The organism is Vibrio sp. 10N.222.49.C9 (assembly GCF_041474985.1).
In the GTDB taxonomy this organism is placed as follows: Bacteria; Pseudomonadota; Gammaproteobacteria; order Enterobacterales; family Vibrionaceae; genus Vibrio; species Vibrio crassostreae_C.
In genome coordinates, this window is sequence record NZ_JBFRVD010000009.1 from 21,610 (window position 1) to 41,232 (window position 19,623).

Below are 19,623 nucleotides of genomic sequence, written 5' to 3' on the forward strand. Positions count from 1 at the left end.
AGAGTTAAGAGAACAACCTGATTGATGGGCTTATGGGAAAACATCAATTTAGGCTTACTTTGTGAAAAGTAAGACACACCCTGGAGGGGTTCCCGAGTGGCCAAAGGGAGCAGACTGTAAATCTGCCGGCACTGCCTTCGATGGTTCGAATCCGTCTCCCTCCACCATATTCTCCTTAATTGGAAAATCGAAAAGCCAACTCATTGAGTTGGCTTTTTTCGTTTCTGAGCTTTATCTCTTACTAAACGTGTCTTCTAAAACAACCCTCAACTTCCTAAACACTAACCCGCTACTACAAATAACTAATCGAGCTAAATCATTCAAACATCAGTGATCCCATACTTCAGCATGACGCTCACAAACCAGATAAGCAGCGCAGCCTAAACAATGGGTCGATACATGTTCTTCGCATTCGTTCGCAATTATCTGTTTCTGCTGCAAAGTAACCTCAGGCTCCAATACGGGTTCAAAGAACTTTGTCATTACTCATTACATCCAAATAAAATCAGTTAGTTAGTCTCAGGTTAATCCAATCTTTAACTAAGATACATATCATTAGACGCAAAAAAGCCCCTGCTGATTTCTCAGCAGGGGCTTTCTATTATTTGGTGTTATTCCGAATAACTACATCCTATTGATGTTGAGTTAAATCCTGGAATTAACCTTGAATACCAACAATTAACCAAGGTGCATTGTTAGTTGTTAGGTCACGCTCTAGATGCCAGATATCAGTGATATCTTCTTCAACGCCATCCGCTGTGTCACGGTAACGACCGCTAAACTGAAGGCTTAGCTGTGCTTTGCTACCATCGTGGTCTGCGCGAACGATTTCAGCATCAACGTACATTACGTCTGTGTGCTGAGCACCGTCTAGCTTATTACGCTCAGCTTTTAGGTCTTCAAATAGGCTTGGAGATACGTATTCTTCAATCGTGTTTAGCTCGTTGTGATTCCATGCACCTTGCAGTGTACGGTAGTGCTCACGAGAACCATTGATGAATGCCGCTTGATCAAAGCCCGGTGGGTAGTTATGTGGAACATCGCTTTGTGCACCAAAACCGAAACCACCAGCAGCGCCTTGTGATTGAGGTTGTGTTTGCTCGAAGTTATGAACATTTGGTTGTTGCTTAGGTTGTTCAAACTTGTTCTGACCCATGCCGCCGAATGCTGGCTGTTGGCCACGTGCATTCTGCTGATTCATTGAGCCCTGCTTCGCGCCCAACATTCCGCGTAGGAATTTAAACGCTAGGAAAGCAATCAGACCCATAATCAGAATATCCATGAACTGGATACCTTCAAATGCGCCACCAAAGAATGCAGCTAAAAGACCACCAGCAAGTAAACCACCTAGCAGACCGCCCATAAGGCCTTTCTTGCTAGAGTTAGCTGCTGTGTTCTTACCTGTTTGATCTTGACGGATCGAATTCGTGTTTTGTTGTTTTGGTGCTGGAGCCGTTTTAAAGCTTTTGCCAAATGACTTACCACCACCAAACTTTTTCGCTTCCGCGATTGGCGTCACCGCGACTGTTACCAACAGGATCGCGACTAGTGAGAAAAATCGTTTCATTATTATCCTTTATAGGTTTTTTATCTTTCGACACCTTAATCATACTCGTTAACAAAGAACAATGAAATATTCACCGTGTTTACACATGTATCATAATATTGCGGCTATTAATTGATTACTAAACTAGCGAAGGGATTGACGGCACTCTGGGGCAGCATTAAAATATTGAACGATGTTCATTTAATAGAAAGTACCCATGGCAAGACGAAACGATCATACTCGCGAACAATTAGTGCAATTAACCTTAAAAACGGTGACCGACTTCTTAGAAGAGCACTCTTATCACGAGCTAAGTCTACGTAAAATCGCCAATATGATTGGTTACGTTCCAAGTACCTTAGTAAATGTATTTGGTAATTACAACCTACTGCTTTTGCATGTGGTCGCTCAAACATTAGATGAACTGGCGTCAGAATCCGCTGCAACTGTTGAACAATCGAGCAACCCTCAACAAGCTCTATTCAACCTTGCCTACTGCTACCACGATTTTGCACAGAGACACCCTCACCGTTGGCAGCTTATCTTTGAGCACAACATGAACGGTGAAAACCTTCCTGAATGGCAATCGAACCGCATCGATAGAATGACAGGCATGCTAGAACAGTTGCTAGTAGCGATTGCTCCTGAACATACGAAAAGCGAAGTCGTTAAAGCCAGCCGTGTATTATGGTCTGGAGTACACGGAATTACTCTACTTAGCGTTGATGATAAATTTTTCGCCTCTGAGCCTATTGATGGTAAAGAGCTGATCAATAACCTAGTCTCAAACTACTTAACCAACTGGTAATCATCCAAGGAAAGACAATGAACAACAGCAGCCAATCTTCGCTGTTAACGCAAAAAAGGTTCCTACCCTACTTTATTACCCAATTTCTAGGAGCCTTTAACGACAACATATTCAAAAATGTCCTGTTACTGTTTGTTGCTTTCGCAAGCGTAGACACGCTGCCTATTTCCAGCAATCTATTCATTAATTTGGCCGCTGGCCTTTTTATTCTGCCCTTCTTCCTATTTTCAGCTTTGGCTGGTGTACTGGCCGACAAATACGAAAAATCGTGGTTTATCCGTAAAGTTAAGCTCCTCGAAGTAGTGATCATGTCACTGGGTGCGATCGGATTCATCTACGAAAGCTACGGAATATTACTTCTGCTCCTGTTCCTTATGGGAACGCAGAGTGCTTTCTTTGGCCCGGTGAAATACGCCCTGCTTCCACAACAATTAGAAACAAAAGAACTGGTATCTGGTAACGCTCTCGTCGAGACAGGTACATTCTTAGCGATCCTGATTGGTACTCTCGGCGCAGGCATCATTGCATCTGAAGAAGGCGCGAAGCTCATTGCTGCGGTGTGTATTGTTTCGTTCGCCGTGCTTGGCTATGTATCAAGCTGGTTTATCCCACAAGCGCCAAGTAATGCACCAGACCTTAAAGTAAAGTGGCAACCTGTAAAACTGACCTGCGCGACACTTGCGATTGCAAAAAAAGATCGCCCGACCTTTCAAGCTCTGATGTCTATCAGCTGGTTCTGGTTCCTTGGTGCGGCTTACCTAACTCAGTTTCCCAACTTCACTAAACTGCATCTAAACGGCACTGAAAGCTCCGTCGCCTTTTTACTGGCACTATTCTCGGTAGGCATTGCAATCGGCTCTTTAGCTTGTGATAAGTTATCTAATCACCGAATTGAAATCGGCATCGTGCCAATGGGCAGCTTAGGTATCTCGATCTTCGGTCTTCTGATGGCGATATCCATCCCGGAGTCTTTGCCTGACTTTAGTTCTTTCCATCAATTCGTAACCTACTCAGAGCTGTGGCCACTGTTTGCTTACCTTCTGCTTCTGGGTATCTCTGGCGGTGTCTTTATTGTTCCTCTGTATTCACTGATGCAGTTACGTGCCAAGCCCGACGAGCGTGCCCAAGTGATTGCCGGGCTCAATATCTACAACTCACTGTTCATGGTGGGAAGTGCGGTATTAGGTATTGTTTGCCTTAGTGTTCTAGATCTTTCAATTCCGCAGCTGTTTATCTTGCTCGCAGTGGGCAACACTTTGGTGATGCTGTACCTGTTTTATCAGGTGCCTATCTACGCTTTCCGCTTCTTTACGTGGGTGGTCACTCACACCATGTACAGAGTTAAACATAAGAACTTACATCACCTGCCAGAAAAGGGCGGTGCGTTGATTGTCTGCAACCATGTGAGTTATATGGATGCACTGCTGCTGAGTGCGGTTTGCCCTCGCTTGATCCGTTTTGTGATGGAAGAGGATTACACCAAGTTGCCGCCAATTCGACGCTTCTTGAAAAGAGCTGGGGTGATTCCAATCTCCGCGACCAACCGCAACTCGATTCGAAACGCTTTCAAAGAAGTAGAGCGTGCCCTGCATGAAGGTCACATCGTGTGTATTTTCCCAGAAGGAAAGCTCACCTCTGATGGCGAAATGGCTGAGTTCATGCGTGGTATGGAGCTGATCATCAAACGTTCCCCTGTCCCAGTGATTCCTATGGCTCTTAAAGGATTATGGGGTAGCTACTTTAGTCGTTACAAAGGCCGTGCCTGCAAAGGGTTACCCACTCGCTTCTGGACTAAGCTAGAGATAGAAGCTGGCGAGCCGATTTCACCTAAACAAGCCTCTTGTGAAACGCTTCGACAGTCAGTCTCTGACCTTCGCGGATCATTACGTTAGTTAACCAGCCCTTTATTCATATCAGTTGAACAAGCGTTAAGTTTTCCTTAACGTTTGTTCAATTCATTTAGACTTACTTATCATTTTATTGAACGTATAGTGGTCTCATCACAATAAAGCCACAACAAAACAAGACTCTAAATACAATGAACCTAAAAAAGTCCGTTCCATTTTATCTTGCTGCACTGTTTTGCTTAACGCCTTGGGTTAGCTCACCGACAGCCCTGGTTATCGGTTTCCTGCTTGCTAGTTTAGGATTAGTCCCTGAACACTTGGAAGTCGGCAAACTTACCAAAAAGCTACTGGCCTACTCTATTGTTGGCTTGGGTTTTGGTATTCAGTTTGAAAAAGCATTAGCAGTAACAGGCGATGGTATTGGGCTCATTGTAACGACGATTATCGGTACATTAGTCATTGGTTGGTTCTTGGCGAAACAAATGGGGCTAGACCGCACTACGGGCTATCTTATATCTTCTGGTACCGCGATTTGTGGTGGTAGCGCGATAGCAGCAGTGGCACCCGCGATCAAAGCAGACGATGAACAGATTGGCTTGGCATTAGCCACCGTATTCGTGTTGAACTCGGTTGCTCTATTCTTATTCCCGATGATTGGTCACGCGCTTGAGCTCAGCCAACAAACATTTGGTACTTGGGCAGCGATAGCGATTCACGATACGTCTTCTGTAGTAGGTGCAGCTTCAGCGTATGGCGAAGAAGCACTGACGACAGCGACAACATTGAAGCTCGCTCGCGCACTTTGGATCATCCCAATCGCTTTAATTAGTGCGATGATCTTCAAGAACGATCAAAAGAAGATTACGGTTCCCTACTTCATTTTCTTCTATTGCGCCGCTATCGCGGTGAGTGACTTACTGCCACAATTTGAGATGGTCTATCAAGGAATCTTTGATGTGTCTAAGCGAGCGCTGGTCGTGTGTTTGTTCTTAATTGGCTGTGGTATTTCAGTTGAGAAGTTAAAAGCGGCAGGGCCGAAACCACTGATGTTTGGTATTACAATGTGGGTCATGATCTCAACGGGTTCATTGGCGTGGTTAACTCTCGCTTAGCCCGCATAGAAACGCTTTAGATGTTTGTTCGGTGAACTAGACACTCAAGTTAGCGAGCAACAAAACAAAAAGGCAAAGCTCCAATGGGCTTTGCCTTTATCGTTTGTGGTAAGGGTATTCTTTGTTGTAACAATCACGAATCAAACAGGGGCTTATCACTCTTCTTGCTCTCTCTTTTCATTAAAACAAGTACCACAACCAACACAAATGCGGTGAGCTCAGCCAACGAACGAGTCAACCCTGACGAGATGATTGCTTGGCCTATCTGCAGTAAAACCGCAATGGTGAGGGCAATTTTCATAATAAGACCTTATTCTATAATCCGTTATTTATATGGCTTATTATGATGGATGGTTATAAAGATAATAAATTCTGTTTTGAACTATCTAATTGCTAAATTAACTAACCTAGCGCAACTGCCCTTCTAACCACTTAATAAAGGTTCTTACCTTAGGGCGTTTTTCCGTGCCTAGCGGGCAGATTAAGTCATACCCTTGGTCTGTATCCATGCTCGGATAAGGTGCTATCAGCTCACCAGTCTGAACATACTGCTTAACAAAATGATAGCGCCCCATCGCGACACCGATATTGCTGAGGGCACTTCTTACGCCCATATCCCGGTGGCTCACACAGTAAAATTGCTCAAACAAGTTCACATCTAAGCCGTGGTGTTTAATCCAACGCTGCCATACATCTGACCCTAGTGCATGAATGAAATTAATCCGGTGCAGCGATTCTAAGCCATCATCAAAGATGTCGTGTTCAGCCGCGTAACTCGGTGTACATACCGGAATATACTTTTCACCAAACAGGCGCTGTCGATGCATGTCTTTGAGATTTTCAGCACCATAGTAAATAGCGACATCGAGATGATTTTGATGAAAATCCTGCTCTTCTTGCGAGAAAATATTGAGATTAAACTTTGGGTATCGCTGTTTAAAATCAGCCAACCTCGGCAGTAACCAACTGTTGGCAAATGCAGGACTGGTACCGATATTGATCTGTCCATACAAGTCTGTGTTGGTAATGTCTTCGATCTCACCAAAAATAGAGCTTAACGACTTGGATAACGTTCGTTGAAAGCGCTGGCCTTCTTCCGTTAGTTCCAGTTTACGAGTCCCTCGCACAAACAAGTTAAATCCGAGTTCACCTTCTAACACTTTGATTCGATGGCTAACGGCTCCCTGAGTCAAATGCAACTTTCTAGCCGCTAGCGTAAAGCTCATTTTCTCTGCAGCAACATTAAAAGTATGAAGATTTCTAAGTAAAGATTGATGGTTAGCCATACGAACTCATGCATTAAAAATTTTAATTCATACTACTACCCGTTTCGTTTGTTTGCATTAAGAAATAAGTTTTTAATAACCGCAGTTACTTAAAATCCTGCCTCGATCAATATTTGACTCCATACGTTGACGAGCAGAAACATTAAAAAAATTAATTACAAACTTAGGGGCACATATGAATATACTCGGGTATATGCAAAAAGTAGGTAAGGCATTGATGGTTCCCGTAGCCACACTGCCAGCTGCAGCAATCCTTATGGGGATCGGCTATTGGTTGGATCCTGTTGGTTGGGGTTCTGAAAGTATCTTAGCCGCATTCTTGATCAAATCTGGTGGCGCGATCATCGACAACATGGCGGTTCTATTCGCGGTGGGTGTCGCATTTGGTTTGAGCCGTGATAAGAATGGTTCTGCGGCACTGTCTGGCTTTGTGATGTTCCTCGTCGTCACCACGCTACTTGCTCCGGGCTCTGTTGCTCAGTTAATGGATGTTGAACTCAGTGAAGTGCCTGCGGCATTTGGCAAAATCAGCAACCAATTCGTAGGTATCATTGTGGGTATCATCTCTGCTGAGATCTACAACCGCTACTCAACGGTTGAACTTCCTCAAGCTCTAGCGTTCTTCAGCGGTAAGCGTTTGGTTCCTATCCTGACCTCAATCGCAGGTATGGCTCTCTCTTTTGCTCTACTTTACATCTGGCCAGCTGTTTACGACGCTCTGATCGTTCTGGGTATTAAACTAGAAAGCATGGGTGCGGTGGGTGCTGGTCTGTTTGGTTTCTTCAACCGTTTGTTCCTATCAGTAGGTATGCACCACGCTCTTTACCCTGTGTTCTGGTTCGACGTTGTTGGTATTAACGACATTCCAAACTTCTTAGGAGGCGCGCAATCTATCGCTAACGGTACGGGTATTCCAGGTAAAACTGGCATGTACCAAGCGGGCTTCTTCCCTATCATGATGTTTGGCCTACCAGCAGCAGCATTGGCGATGTATCACTGTTCTGATGCGAAAAACAAAAACCAAGTATTCGCAATCATGCTTGCGGCAGCTATGGCTTCATTCTTCACGGGTATCACAGAGCCACTAGAATTCAGCTTCATGTTCCTAGCACCCGTGTTGTTCCTACTGCACGCAGTATTAACAGGCCTATCGCTTTACATTGCAGCAAGCATGGAATGGATGGCAGGCTTCGGCTTCTCTGCTGGTTTCGTTGACCTAGTACTATCAAGCCAAAACCCACTCGCGGTTAACTGGTACATGCTACTGGTTCAAGGTGTGGTGTTCTTCGCGCTTTACTACGGTATTTTCCGCTTCGCTATCATCAAGTTCAACCTACGTACTCCAGGTCGTGGTGAAGAGATGGAAGCAGAAAAAGAAACTGAAACGCCAGAAGCATTGGCTAACCTAACCAACAGCTACATTGAAGCGGTTGGCGGTGCAGACAACATTCTAGAAGTCGATAACTGTATTACTCGTCTACGCTTAACTGTGAAAGACTCAGGTGCAGCAGACAGCGAGAAACTGAAGAAACTCGGTGCGGCAGGTGTGGTACCGGTTGGGAAAGGTGGTCTACAAGTTATCATTGGTCTAGGTAAGGTAGATAAAGTCGCTGAACAAATGAAGAAGGCACTCGCTTAACGCCAAATCTTGAATGACACGATAAATAATTAGAATTTGTGACGGCTTCACCACCGTCACAACCCCCTGAAGCGCAATTACGACTAGTCACCGTGTATTGCGCTTCATTTTATTGCTCTTCGCTCTATTTAGAACGAGTCTGCTGTAACCACTGCGCCAATCCAGCGCGCGAAACCTTAATACCATGTTGTTCCTGCTGAGGCATTCGATAATACTCAATAGGAAATTTGAACCGTTCAAGACGACCAGTTAACTGCTCGATAAACCACTCTTTGGTTGGCAACTCAGCACAATCGACAATCGCTGCAGGTCGAAATCCGAACTCATCATCTTCAATGGGAACAATAAAAGCCTGATTAACCTCAGACAATTGATTGAGTACTCGCTCAATTTCTTCGCAATGAATGTTCTCACCACCAGAAATAAACTGGTTGTCGGCACGGCCAATAATCGACACTTGTTCGCCAAGCCACTCACCAAGATCTTTGCTATCAAACCAACCGCTCTTATCAACTAATGGCGTTAAGTTACCTTGATAGTAATACCCGGACGCGAGCGTCTCGCCACCAATAAAGATACGTTGTTCTTCAATTTTTAGCTGGCGATGGTTAAGGACAAAACCGGCGGTGCTGCCGGCATCAACGGGCTTCGCGGTCACGGTTGAAGCCGCTTCAGTCATGCCGTATCCAAGCCATGTTTCGATGCCCATTTGTTGAGCTTCGAGCCCAAGTGCTTCTGGTATATGACTACCACCCAAAAGTACATGCGTTAAAGTAAGTGCTTGCTTACTCTTTAACAATCGATGTAGTTGAGTAGCGACCAATGAAGCATGACTGCATTCTTCTATATCGGTTTCAAGCTGACCTGTGCCTATTTTGATGCAACCACCAGCCGCCAACCAACGATGAACTATCGCCAGCCCCGACACATGGTACATAGGTAAACTCAGTAACCACGTGTCACCTTGTTGATAACGAAACACCTCAAGCAGCCCTGACGCAGAGCATAGGTGCTGCTCAAGTGTATGAGCGACCGCTTTTGGGTTTCCGGTAGAACCTGAAGTGAATACGATGCTCGCTAGATTTTGCGGATTGAAATTGGATTCTTGAGGTGTCGTTATCTGCTCATCATCACCATCAAACTTCAGTTCACTTAGGCAAGGCAAGGTCACCAACTGAGTATTCAAATCGGCAGTCTCTGATTGCTCTATTCCGCTATTGCCCAAGAGCCAAAGGTAGCTCTGTTGATCTGCTTGATATAAGGAATCGAGCTTTTGCTTCAGGCGTAAACTAGGCTGAGGCATCGTAAACGCACAAACCACACCCAAATTGAGTGCGGCAAGATAAACAGGGATCACTTCAGCTTGATTCTTACCAACAATCGTCAGTACATCACCTTCAGATAGGCCTTGATGAGATAGCTGTTGTTGGTACTCACTAACCAACACAAACACTTGCTGCCAAGTATAAGTGCGGTGAGTGGTCACTAACGCTGGTTGAAGTGGGTTTTGCTGCGCCCACTTTACCCAGAGCGGGGGATGATTAGATTGTGGGCGCATCATATGATAACCAAAAATAGATTAAGAACTTGTTAAGCTAACTAAATAGCCATTCAAATAGCTCGGTCTAAGAAGACCAAATCAATTGTTGCTTTTCAAGCGTAGAGACAGGCAACTGACAGCCCGGCCAAGAAACCTCTAGCTGCTGCTTGAACAAGCCAATCGTATCCAACCCCGGCACTTCATTTGGCAAATATTGCTGCGCCAGACGAGCAATCTGAGTCAGACCTAGGCTCGACTCAATGCTTGAGCTCAATACAGGTTTCATTCCAAGCTTCTGTGCTCGCTCAATGATTGCCACGCAACGCTCGACAGAACCAATAAGAGTTGGCTTGATCACGACTGCTTTAACACCAGTAAGGTCGCTAAGATCAAATTCCGGGCTGCGCACCGCTTCTTGCAGTGTCTCGTCCCACGCAATCGCCACACCATGGTCAATGGCAAAGGCCAAACTGTCTTCTGGCTTTTGGCAAGGCTCTTCGATAAAGCTTATACGCTGGCGCATTGACGGCGAAATGTATTTAATGAATTGCTTCGCTTTCTCTGGCTTCCACGCACGGTTGGCATCAAGTCTTAGAGTCAAATCAGGGATCGACTCAAGGAATAAGCTAACCAACATGCCATCGCGAATCGCTTCGTAGAGGCCGACTTTCACTTTCGCGACCTTCTCGCCTACCATCTCATTCAATACAGGAATCAGTTCATCTGGATCGCCTGTACACAAAGGCGCCGCTTGGTAGTTACCTTGAGCGTTAAGATCGCCTCGCAATTCCATCATCGCCATTGAAAAGCCAAACGCGACAGAAGGATACAGCTCGTCGAAAGGCGTTTGAGGCTTATTGTGGCTCCAAAGCTCTAATTCGTGTTGAAGCTGAATGCCAGCTTGTTCGGCATCTTCTTGGCTAAAACCGGGCAAAGGCGCAACTTCGCCAAAACCAGTTTTACCATCACACTCAAGTTGGATGATATAGCCAACACGTTCGTTCAACTTATTGTCACGAAGAACCACACCACTATCCATAGGTAATTGATAACGGTAAAGTTTAGCGTGACGCTGAGAATTCACTGAGTTCATAAAGTTTCCTAAAAAACGGGGAACATCAAAACAAAACGAGCCGCTATTAGCGACTCATTTTGAAGAGGAGAAAGACTATGGATTACGCGGGAACTTGTCGAAGTCCGGTCGACGTTTCTCGTTGAATGCGTTGCGGCCTTCTTGGCCTTCCTCTGTCATGTAGAACATCATGGTTGCGTTACCAGCCAACTCTTGTAAGCCTGCTTGACCATCACAGTCAGCGTTCAGTGCCGCTTTCAAGCAACGCAGTGCCATTGGGCTGTGTTGAAGCACTTCACGACACCAACGAACTGTCTCTTTTTCTAGGTCAGCAACAGGAACAACGGTGTTTACAAGGCCCATGTCCAGTGCTTCTTGTGCATCGTAGAAGCGGCACAAGAACCAGATTTCACGTGCTTTCTTTTGACCAACGATACGAGCCATGTAAGAAGCACCCCAACCGCCATCGAAAGAACCCACTTTAGGACCCGTCTGACCGAACTGCGCGTTTTCAGCTGCAATAGTAAGGTCTGCCATCATGTGAAGTACATGACCGCCACCGACTGCCCAACCCGATACCGCTGCGATAACTGGTTTTGGACAAGTGCGAATTTGACGTTGGAAATCAAGTACATTCAAGTGGTGCGTACCTGAGTCATCTTGGTAACCGCCGTAGTCACCACGGATACTTTGGTCACCACCAGAACAGAACGCCTTCTCACCAAGACCAGTCAAAATGATTACCCCAACTTTCTCGTCATAACGAGCATCAGCCAGTGCATTGATCATCTCTTTTACGGTTTGTGGACGGAACGCATTGTGCACTTGAGGGCGAGCAATCGTGATTTTCGCAATACCGTCATCAGACTTGTGGTATTGAATATCTTCATATTGACTGCTTTCATCGCGCCAGTTAACGGCTGCGTAAAGTTCTTCTTCTGTGATGCCTACTGTTTTAGCCATGATGATTCCCATTGTTCTATTAGAGAGCGCGACTAGCGTAGAGTCGCGACGGTGTTGCTCTGCTTTCTATAGCGCTTGATACGAGAGGTTCGCTCAGTCAGTTCATCAACGACTGGCGATACATTGGATGATCAGATTTGAAAACATCTCTGGTTGCTCAAAATGAACATTATGACCCGCGTAATCCACCTGACTATATTCAAAGCCACTATTCTCAGCTAGCTCCATGAATTTACGATCTTTTTCTCCACATACATAATGCAATAAATGCTCATGAGATTTCAATGTGGCACGTAAATCCGGTTGCTTAGCTAACGAAGTAGATAACAACATATTTGCTACGGATACTCCAAGGTTACCACTACGCTTTATGACCAAAGTTTGTCTTTGCTCATGATTTAGTGAAGAAAAGACGCTTTGTTGATACCAATCGTCTAAAACATCTTCAATCGACTGCTGTGCAAAGCGAACAGCCCATTGCGTATCGTGTACTAACCTTTGTGCTCTTTCTTCATCACATTCCAAGCCAAAGTTGCCACCTTCAATGATGACTTTCTCTAAGTTAAGAGTTTCGAAGCAAGGGCTTGTTACCCCATACATGGCAAGCCTTCCCCCCATAGAATACCCAATCACCACGATAGGATAATCGACAGGAAGATCGTTGAGAGCCAGCTGAGATGTGATGCACTGAACAATTTTCTTACAGCAATGATCAAACCCTACCGGATCGATAAAGCGACTTTGTCCGTGTCCGGGTAAATCTATGCAAAGGAGAGGAAAATCCTCAAGGAATGGATGACATGCACTCCAATCATCCCCGCTTCCGAGTAAACCATGTAAGAAAACAAGCAAAGGTTTGTCAGAAGAATCTTGTACAGCTGGGTAATAATCGGAGTAAAGCATGTAAAGTCCTTAGGCTAATGCCTCGGTGAGCATTGAACTGAATTGTTTCAGCAAAGTAGACGCTTGTTCGGGAGGCGTCTTAACTTCCACGAGCAAGGTACCCTGACCCTGTTCGAAATGTTGTTCGATAATGGTTTGATAGCAATTCAAGGTTTCTGGCGCAGCGTATCCCAACTGGAATTGCGCAGCAGCGTGTTCAAAACTGAAACCATGAGGCATTTGATAAAGTGACTGTTTCTGCTGCTCTGGCACCGGCAATAAATCAAAGATCGCACCACCATCATTGTTGGTCACAACAATAACCATCGGCGTTAAATTATGAGTCAGCAGAGCCAGTGAGTTGAGATCGTAAAGCAAAGAAGTATCGCCAATCAACATCAATAAGGGGTTCTGGTTGGCTTTCACTACACCCGCAGCCGTCGCCACCAAGCCATCAATGCCCGATGCACCACGATTGCTGTAAACCCGATTCGCAGATATTGAAGACAGCATATCCACCAGCCTTACCATCAAGCTGTTTCCCACAAACAACTCTCTGTCTTTAAGTCTAGACGACAAGTCAACGGCAACACTCAACTCTGTCAGTTGGTCGTTATTAGAGATTTGCGCCAACGCTAACTGCTGAACCGTATTCGCGACTTCCGCCAAAGATGCCGCCCAGCCAGCATGTTCTCCCAACAGCGTTGGTAGATGTTGCTCTGATAACCAATGTTCGATATCAGCGACAATATGAGTTTGAGGCAGATGATCTTGATTAATACGATGTGCATCTGGTGAAACAACGATGTACTGCGATGAACAAAATGTGGCAGCTTGTTCTTTTACCCATTGGTTAAGACGCTTAGATACGATGCGCTCACCAAACTGGATAATAAAATCACACTGACTAAGCTGTGCTTTGGCTGCGTCACTTTGCATCCATAAATCATAGTGTTTCCAGTCACTACTGACACCCGATTGAGGGTCACAGAATACTGGCCAGCCCAAAGCTGTCGCAAACTGCTTGGCTTTAATTGCGGCTTCATTCTCGATAGAACCAATAATCACTGCGCCTTTACGAGCGACATAATCACTTGCTGAAACAGGCTGAGCGATTAAATGACTGGGCAAATAAGTGTTCGAGTAAAGGCAGGTTGAAGCTCTCCAAGCTGCCACGCTCTTTGTATAATCCGCATACATCTCGGCGCTATTAGCGGAATAAAGCGGTTCTGGGAACGGACAGTTGATATGAATAGCCCCACCGACGCTGCGCTGTTTCGCCAGTGCGTTATCAACCGACGTCAAAAGCCAATTCAAAGAAACTTGTGTCGTTGGACTTGGAAGGTTTAGTGCCGTTTCAACGTGAGACGAAAAGATACCCTGCTGCTGAATCGCTTGATTGGCACCACAGTCGACTAAATCAATCGGTCGATCGGAGGTCAACAAGATTAGCTTTTCTCGCGTTAATCCAGATTCAGCGGTCGCTGGTAGAAGGTTAGCTACGGCAGTTCCAGAAGTAACAACCACCGCAACGGGTTTGTTGCTCGCTTTAGCTAAACCTAAAGCCAAGAAGCCAAGCCCGCGCTCATCAAAGTGCGTATGTAAGGTTAGCTTAGAGTTAGCTTCGGCTTCGAGTGTTAATGGTGTTGAACGAGAGCCTGGCGCGATGCAAACATGTTCAACACCGCTGCGGGCAAGCTCTTCAAGTAATGTGTTACACCAAACTCTGTTTAATACAGCTTGGTCGTGATTCATGACGCCACACCTAATGGTGGGTGATCAGAAATTAAGCTAAGCAGAGTAGACATCTTCTTGTTCAGCTCTTGCCACTCATGTTCGGCAACCGATCCCGGCACGATCCCCGCGCCAGCAAACAGTTGTACTTGATCGTTTACAATCAAGGCGCTTCGAATCGCCACGCAGAATTCCGCTCGCTGATGACTGATATAGCCTACAGAGCCTGCATACCAACCTCGTGCAAACGGTTCGTGTTCAAGAATGAAATCCATCGCCTCTTTACGAGGTAAACCCGCCACCGCAGCAGTTGGCTGTAAGGCAGCAAGCAACTGCACACCATTAACGCCATTGTTGAGCTGAGCATGGATATTGCGCTTCAAATGCTGCACCTTACGCAAGCGCACTAGACGCGCATCCTTTTCAACATGGACCGTTTGAGAATGAGGAGTGAGACGCTCAATGATGTCGTCGACCACATACTGGTTCTCATTGAGGTTTTTGCTGTCTTGAGAAAGCCAGTTGGCCAGTTCCATATCCTCAGTAGCGTTCTCTCCGCGACCAATGGTTCCAGCAAGCGCCTCGGTATCAAGCTCCGTACCATGTCGGCTATATAAGCGCTCTGGTGTCGAGCCAATGAAACTGTGTTTAGAATCCAGCACCAACATAAAGTGGAAACTGTGGTGATTTTGCAGATAGCTGGCTTTAAGTAATTGAGCTGCGCAGATAGGCGCATCGAGTTGCAGTGTGGTTTTACGTGCTAAAACGACTTTTTTGTACTCTTCATCGCTAATGCCTTGCAGCACTTTATCGACAAGGTTGCCCCACTGCTCTCTTTCTGGAACGTGATTGATCTGTTCAATATGGGCAGACAAAGGCGCCAATATCGCGGCTTCTACAGAAAGCTTATTCAAAGCATTAATAGAAGAAACGCGATCAGGGGACAAATTAACCGCCAGCGACCAAGTATTGTCAAAGCGGATCAATTCAACCTGAGGAAGGAAGAAAAACGACTCCATGCAGCGACGGTTCTTTGCGGTGTGCCCATCAAACGAGCGTCCACCCCAGATTCGTTGGTCTTCACCAAGAATAGCGTACGCGGGTGCAGGATCTGAAAACGTATGTAACTGTCCGAGCGCAACAACCTCTTCACGAGTGTCGCGTGACTGCCAGTAGAACTTTGGAAAGAGCGGTTGAGCATGAAGCCATTCTATAAATGCAAACGATGGTTTTTGCGTTAGAACTTCAACACAACGAACTTCGCTTGCTTGGGCATTTTGTACTCGCTCAATCAAAGCGGAGATAGTTTGCTGGAAATGTGACAAATCGACCTCGTTCACATCTAAATTATTATTATATTAGTTTGATACTTTATGGGCAGTACCCACTTAGATCAAGAATGTACTATATCTTTTCAACATTCCTGTGATTTTAAGCGATCCCGCCCCTTTATTCATCTTAGCCAATAACCAAGAAAGCGATTAATTAAAATTTAGAAAAGAGTGACAACAAAAAGGCTAAACGTGACACTGAAATGCGACATTCATCAGATTTTTATTCTATCAAACGCCATTTTGCGGTACTTTAATAAAGTATTTAAATTAATTTCAGGAAATCGGCAATGCAAAATATCGGGATGTCGTCAAAACTCAACAGCGTATGCTACGAAATCAGGGGACCTGTACTCAAACATGCTAAGCGCATGGAAGAAGAAGGGCATAAAATACTGAAGCTTAATATTGGTAACCCCGCCCCATTTGGTTTTGACGCCCCTGATGAAATCCTTGTTGACGTAATCCGTAACCTACCGACATCTCAAGGTTACTGCGACTCAAAAGGCATCTATTCAGCCCGCAAAGCGGTTGTTCAGCACTACCAGAAAAAAGGCCTACGTAACCTTGATGTAGAAGACGTTTACATTGGTAACGGCGCATCAGAGCTTATCGTTATGTCTATGCAAGCGCTACTGGATAATGGTGATGAAATCTTAGTTCCCGCTCCGGACTACCCACTATGGACAGCGTCTGTTGCGCTTTCTGGTGGTACACCGGTTCACTACATGTGTGATGAAGATGCTGATTGGTATCCAGATTTAGACGACATGCGCGCGAAGATCTCACCAAAGACGCGCGGCATCGTTCTTATCAACCCGAACAACCCAACAGGCGCGGTATACAGCCGTGATTTCCTATTACAAGTGGTTGAGATTGCTCGTGAGCACGGTTTGATCATCTTCGCCGATGAAATCTACGACAAAGTACTTTACGACGGTGCGGTACACACTTCAGTGGCAACGCTTGCTGAAGACGTATTAATGGTCACGTTCAACGGCCTATCTAAAGCTTACCGTGTATGTGGTTTCCGTGGTGGTTGGATGTTCTTAACAGGCCCTAAACACCTAGCGAAAGGCTACGTTGAAGGACTAGAAATGCTGGCCTCAATGCGTTTGTGTGCCAACGTTCCGATGCAACACGCTATCCAAACCGCACTCGGTGGCTATCAGAGTATCAATGAGCTGATTCTTCCAGGCGGTCGACTGCTTGAACAGCGTGACCGTGCATGGGAACTGATCAACAAGATCCCTGGCGTTTCTTGTGTGAAACCGAAAGGTGCAATGTACCTGTTCCCTAAAATCGACACCAACATGTACAACATCAAAGACGATCAGAAGTTTGTACTCGACTTCCTTAAGCAAGAGAAGGTGCTATTGGTTCAAGGTACGGGCTTCAATTGGCCGAAACCGGATCACTTCCGTATCGTGACTCTGCCGCACATCGAAGATCTAGAAATCGCAATTGGTCGTTTAGAGCGCTTCTTACAGACTTACAGCCAAGACGACCTCATCGAAGGTTAATGAGCACAAAGAAAGATGGCTACAATTTGCTGTTTTAAAAGACTTTAACTTGTATTCATTCACTTCTATGCTTAAAAGGCTCCTGTTTAGGAGCCTTTTTTGTATCCGCTGTCTCGTATCCCTGTGCAAACACAAGATACGAGTGGAGTATTGTTTATACCAATCACAGTAAGTAAGTGTTCAGAAATAGCGTAGGGAAAAAGCTTGAGAACAAGGCAGCTATTTTCGACAAGCAGCTTCGATAAGTAGTTATTCTACAATCAAAAATTCTAACATAGTTATCGAGTTTTTTAACAAGCTAGGATGACCAGTTATTTACTACGATTGGTACTATAAGGACATTTATGAAACAGAGCCATTTCTTTGCCCATCTCGCACGCATGAAGCTAATTCAACGCTGGCCCCTGATGCGTTCGGTATCAAGCGAGAACATTTCAGAACATAGCCTACAGGTTGCTTTCGTGGCACACGCCTTGGCACTGATCAAAAACAAGAAGTTTGATGGTCAGCTTAACCCCGAGCACATTGCTCTGCTTGGCATGTACCACGACACCAGTGAGGTACTGACGGGTGATTTGCCAACGCCAGTTAAATACTACAACCCGGATATTGCACAAGAGTATAAGAAGATAGAAGCCGCGGCAGAACAAAGACTGCTTTCGATGTTGCCAGAAGAGTTCAGAGACGACTTCGCCCCCTTCTTAATATCTGGTACTGCGAGTAAAGAAGAGCAAAGCATCGTCAAGCAGGCAGATACTATCTGTGCGTACCTGAAATGCTTGGAAGAGCTCAGTGCGGGCAATCATGAATACGAGCAAGCCAAGCGCCGATTGGAAGAGACACTCGAACAACGCAAAAGCCCAGAAATGGACTACTTTCTCACCACATTCGCACCGAGCTTTGAATTATCACTAGACGAGATAAGCTAGCTGGGTATAAGTTGTTTTTAATTAGCTAAATAAAATCAATTTGATAGGTGCTATTTTGAATTCTCAACTCGAACCACCCTTTGTACTCGAACAAGAATGGCAGCATCGAAATGACGATGAACATAAAATAAGACGGGATGACCACCGCAGCCCGTATCAGCGTGACCGTGCGCGCGTGCTTCACTCTGCTGCTTTCCGTCGCTTACAAGCGAAAACCCAGATCCATGGCACCACGGTCAACGACTTTCACCGAACGCGCCTTACCCACTCTCTTGAGGCCGCTCAGCTTGGCACCGGTATCGTCGCTCAACTGAAGAAAAAGCAGCCCGAATTTCGAGACCTATTACCCTCAGACAGTTTGATTGATTCACTGTGTTTGGCTCACGACATCGGTCATCCACCCTATGGACATGGCGGCGAAGTCGCACTCAACTACATGATGCGCGACCACGGCGGCTTTGAGGGCAACGCTCAAACGTTTCGCATAGTCACACAGCTAGAACCTTACACTGAACATCACGGGATGAACCTATCTCGACGCACTTTGTTAGGTCTAATTAAGTACCCTTCTCTGCTGAGTGAGGTTCAAGCTAAATTGCAGTCTGAACCCGTTAAGCATCAACGACAACTCCGAGCTAAAGATTGGATGCCAGCAAAAGGCATCTACGATCATGATGAAGAGTTGTTTAACTGGGTGCTTGAACCGCTTTCAAGCAGCGACCAACAGCTCCTAAAACAGAAAAGAAAAACGCATACCGAGCCACTTGAGCACAACAAGACCAAATATAAGTCACTGGATTGTTCGATCATGGAACTTGCTGACGACATCGCGTATGGCGTGCACGATTTAGAAGATGCGATTGTGCTTGGCTCTGTGACCAAAGCTCAGTGGGTCGAATCGGCTTACCCTCAACTGAAAGAGATGGCCGACCCATGGATTTGTGAACACCTAGATTCAATTACAGAGATGCTTTTCTCTGGTGAACAGTATCGTCGAAAGGATGCGATTGGTGGGATAGTCAACGCACTGTTGACCAGTATCTCGATTAAGCGAGTGGAGGCTAACTTTGAGAATGTACTGTTGGCTTACAATGCGGTGCTCGAGCCGAGCATGGACGGCACACTCGATAAGCTGAAACACTTTGTCAGCGAGTTCGTTATTCAAGTGCCACAGGTTCAGGTCATCGAATACAAAGGTCAACAGATCATCATGGATATGTTTGAAGCATTCAGCGCAGATCCTGAACGCTTGCTGCCACTGCCCATCAAGAAGCAATGGCTACAACATCAAGATGAGTCTCGAAAAATGCGCGTGATAGCCGATTACATTTCATCGATGACTGATGATCTTGCGCAGAAAATGCATCAGCAACTGTTCTCAGCTCATACCGAGTTTTAATTCCTGACTCAC

At 45.6% G+C, this 19,623-nt stretch carries 16 protein-coding genes and 1 tRNA gene; 8 read left to right on the forward strand and 9 right to left on the reverse strand.

The window, feature by feature from the left end:
* Positions 1–82 precede the first annotated feature (82 nt).
* Positions 83–167, forward strand: a tRNA-Tyr gene (locus AB4585_RS03580).
* Between the two features lie 491 nt (positions 168–658).
* On the opposite strand, the gene AB4585_RS03585 is transcribed toward AB4585_RS03580, so the two are convergent.
* Positions 659–1,567: a Tim44 domain-containing protein gene (locus tag AB4585_RS03585; RefSeq protein ID WP_371721892.1), complete on the reverse strand. Its 909-nt coding sequence runs from the start codon at positions 1,565–1,567 to the stop codon at positions 659–661.
* Positions 1,568–1,763: 196 nt separating this feature from the next.
* Here AB4585_RS03585 and AB4585_RS03590 point away from each other — a divergent pair, with 196 nt between their 5' ends.
* The 3 genes from AB4585_RS03590 to AB4585_RS03600 all read left to right on the forward strand — a co-directional run bounded on the left by AB4585_RS03590 (position 1,764) and on the right by AB4585_RS03600 (position 5,313).
* A complete protein-coding gene (locus AB4585_RS03590) occupies positions 1,764–2,354 on the forward strand; it encodes a TetR/AcrR family transcriptional regulator (RefSeq protein ID WP_048613073.1) in 591 nt (196 codons plus the stop codon).
* A gap of 17 nt (positions 2,355–2,371) precedes the next feature.
* On the forward strand, positions 2,372–4,246 hold the full coding sequence (locus AB4585_RS03595) for an MFS transporter (RefSeq protein WP_372169356.1): 1,875 nt from the start codon (positions 2,372–2,374) through the stop codon (positions 4,244–4,246).
* A gap of 146 nt (positions 4,247–4,392) precedes the next feature.
* Positions 4,393–5,313, forward strand: coding sequence for a YeiH family protein (locus AB4585_RS03600; protein ID WP_017060176.1), 921 nt, complete (start codon positions 4,393–4,395; stop codon positions 5,311–5,313).
* 133 nt (positions 5,314–5,446) lie between these two features.
* Here AB4585_RS03600 and AB4585_RS03605 read toward each other — a convergent pair whose 3' ends face one another.
* The gene (locus AB4585_RS03605; RefSeq protein ID WP_017060175.1) at positions 5,447–5,614 is read right to left on the reverse strand and encodes a hypothetical protein; all 168 of its coding nucleotides are present in this window, start codon (positions 5,612–5,614) and stop codon (positions 5,447–5,449) included.
* A gap of 106 nt (positions 5,615–5,720) precedes the next feature.
* Entirely contained in the window at positions 5,721–6,599 is an 879-nt protein-coding gene (locus tag AB4585_RS03610) for a LysR substrate-binding domain-containing protein (RefSeq protein WP_372155432.1), read from the reverse strand.
* A gap of 193 nt (positions 6,600–6,792) precedes the next feature.
* On the opposite strand from AB4585_RS03610, the gene nagE reads away from it, so the two are divergent.
* Complete coding sequence (gene nagE / locus AB4585_RS03615; protein ID WP_017064077.1) at positions 6,793–8,238, forward strand: N-acetylglucosamine-specific PTS transporter subunit IIBC; 1,446 nt, start codon at positions 6,793–6,795, stop codon at positions 8,236–8,238.
* 124 nt (positions 8,239–8,362) lie between these two features.
* On the opposite strand, the gene menE is transcribed toward nagE, so the two are convergent.
* The 6 genes from menE to AB4585_RS03645 all read right to left on the reverse strand — a co-directional run bounded on the left by menE (position 8,363) and on the right by AB4585_RS03645 (position 15,754).
* Positions 8,363–9,799: an o-succinylbenzoate--CoA ligase gene (menE, locus tag AB4585_RS03620; protein ID WP_017060172.1), complete on the reverse strand. Its 1,437-nt coding sequence runs from the start codon at positions 9,797–9,799 to the stop codon at positions 8,363–8,365.
* A 64-nt stretch (positions 9,800–9,863) separates the two neighbouring features.
* Entirely contained in the window at positions 9,864–10,871 is a 1,008-nt protein-coding gene (gene menC / locus AB4585_RS03625) for an o-succinylbenzoate synthase (RefSeq protein WP_017060171.1), read from the reverse strand.
* Positions 10,872–10,946: 75 nt separating this feature from the next.
* Positions 10,947–11,813: a 1,4-dihydroxy-2-naphthoyl-CoA synthase gene (menB, locus tag AB4585_RS03630; RefSeq protein WP_017064079.1), complete on the reverse strand. Its 867-nt coding sequence runs from the start codon at positions 11,811–11,813 to the stop codon at positions 10,947–10,949.
* A gap of 105 nt (positions 11,814–11,918) precedes the next feature.
* On the reverse strand, positions 11,919–12,716 hold the full coding sequence (gene menH, locus AB4585_RS03635; RefSeq protein WP_017071715.1) for a 2-succinyl-6-hydroxy-2,4-cyclohexadiene-1-carboxylate synthase: 798 nt from the start codon (positions 12,714–12,716) through the stop codon (positions 11,919–11,921).
* Positions 12,717–12,725: 9 nt separating this feature from the next.
* Positions 12,726–14,450, reverse strand: a complete 1,725-nt coding sequence (gene menD, locus AB4585_RS03640; protein WP_371721888.1) for a 2-succinyl-5-enolpyruvyl-6-hydroxy-3-cyclohexene-1-carboxylic-acid synthase — start codon at positions 14,448–14,450, stop codon at positions 12,726–12,728.
* Positions 14,447–15,754 carry an isochorismate synthase MenF gene (locus tag AB4585_RS03645; RefSeq protein ID WP_065583685.1) on the reverse strand — a complete coding sequence of 436 codons (1,308 nt, stop codon included), beginning with the start codon at positions 15,752–15,754 and terminating at the stop codon, positions 14,447–14,449. Before AB4585_RS03645 ends, menD begins: the two co-directional genes overlap by 4 nt.
* A gap of 296 nt (positions 15,755–16,050) precedes the next feature.
* Here AB4585_RS03645 and AB4585_RS03650 point away from each other — a divergent pair, with 296 nt between their 5' ends.
* From AB4585_RS03650 to AB4585_RS03660, 3 genes are all read left to right on the forward strand, one after another.
* On the forward strand, positions 16,051–17,283 hold the full coding sequence (locus AB4585_RS03650; protein WP_017060166.1) for a pyridoxal phosphate-dependent aminotransferase: 1,233 nt from the start codon (positions 16,051–16,053) through the stop codon (positions 17,281–17,283).
* 344 nt (positions 17,284–17,627) lie between these two features.
* On the forward strand, positions 17,628–18,212 hold the full coding sequence (gene yfbR, locus AB4585_RS03655; protein ID WP_017060613.1) for a 5'-deoxynucleotidase: 585 nt from the start codon (positions 17,628–17,630) through the stop codon (positions 18,210–18,212).
* Positions 18,213–18,267: 55 nt separating this feature from the next.
* Entirely contained in the window at positions 18,268–19,611 is a 1,344-nt protein-coding gene (locus AB4585_RS03660) for an anti-phage deoxyguanosine triphosphatase (RefSeq protein WP_017060614.1), read from the forward strand.
* The last annotated feature ends 12 nt before the right edge of the window (positions 19,612–19,623 follow it).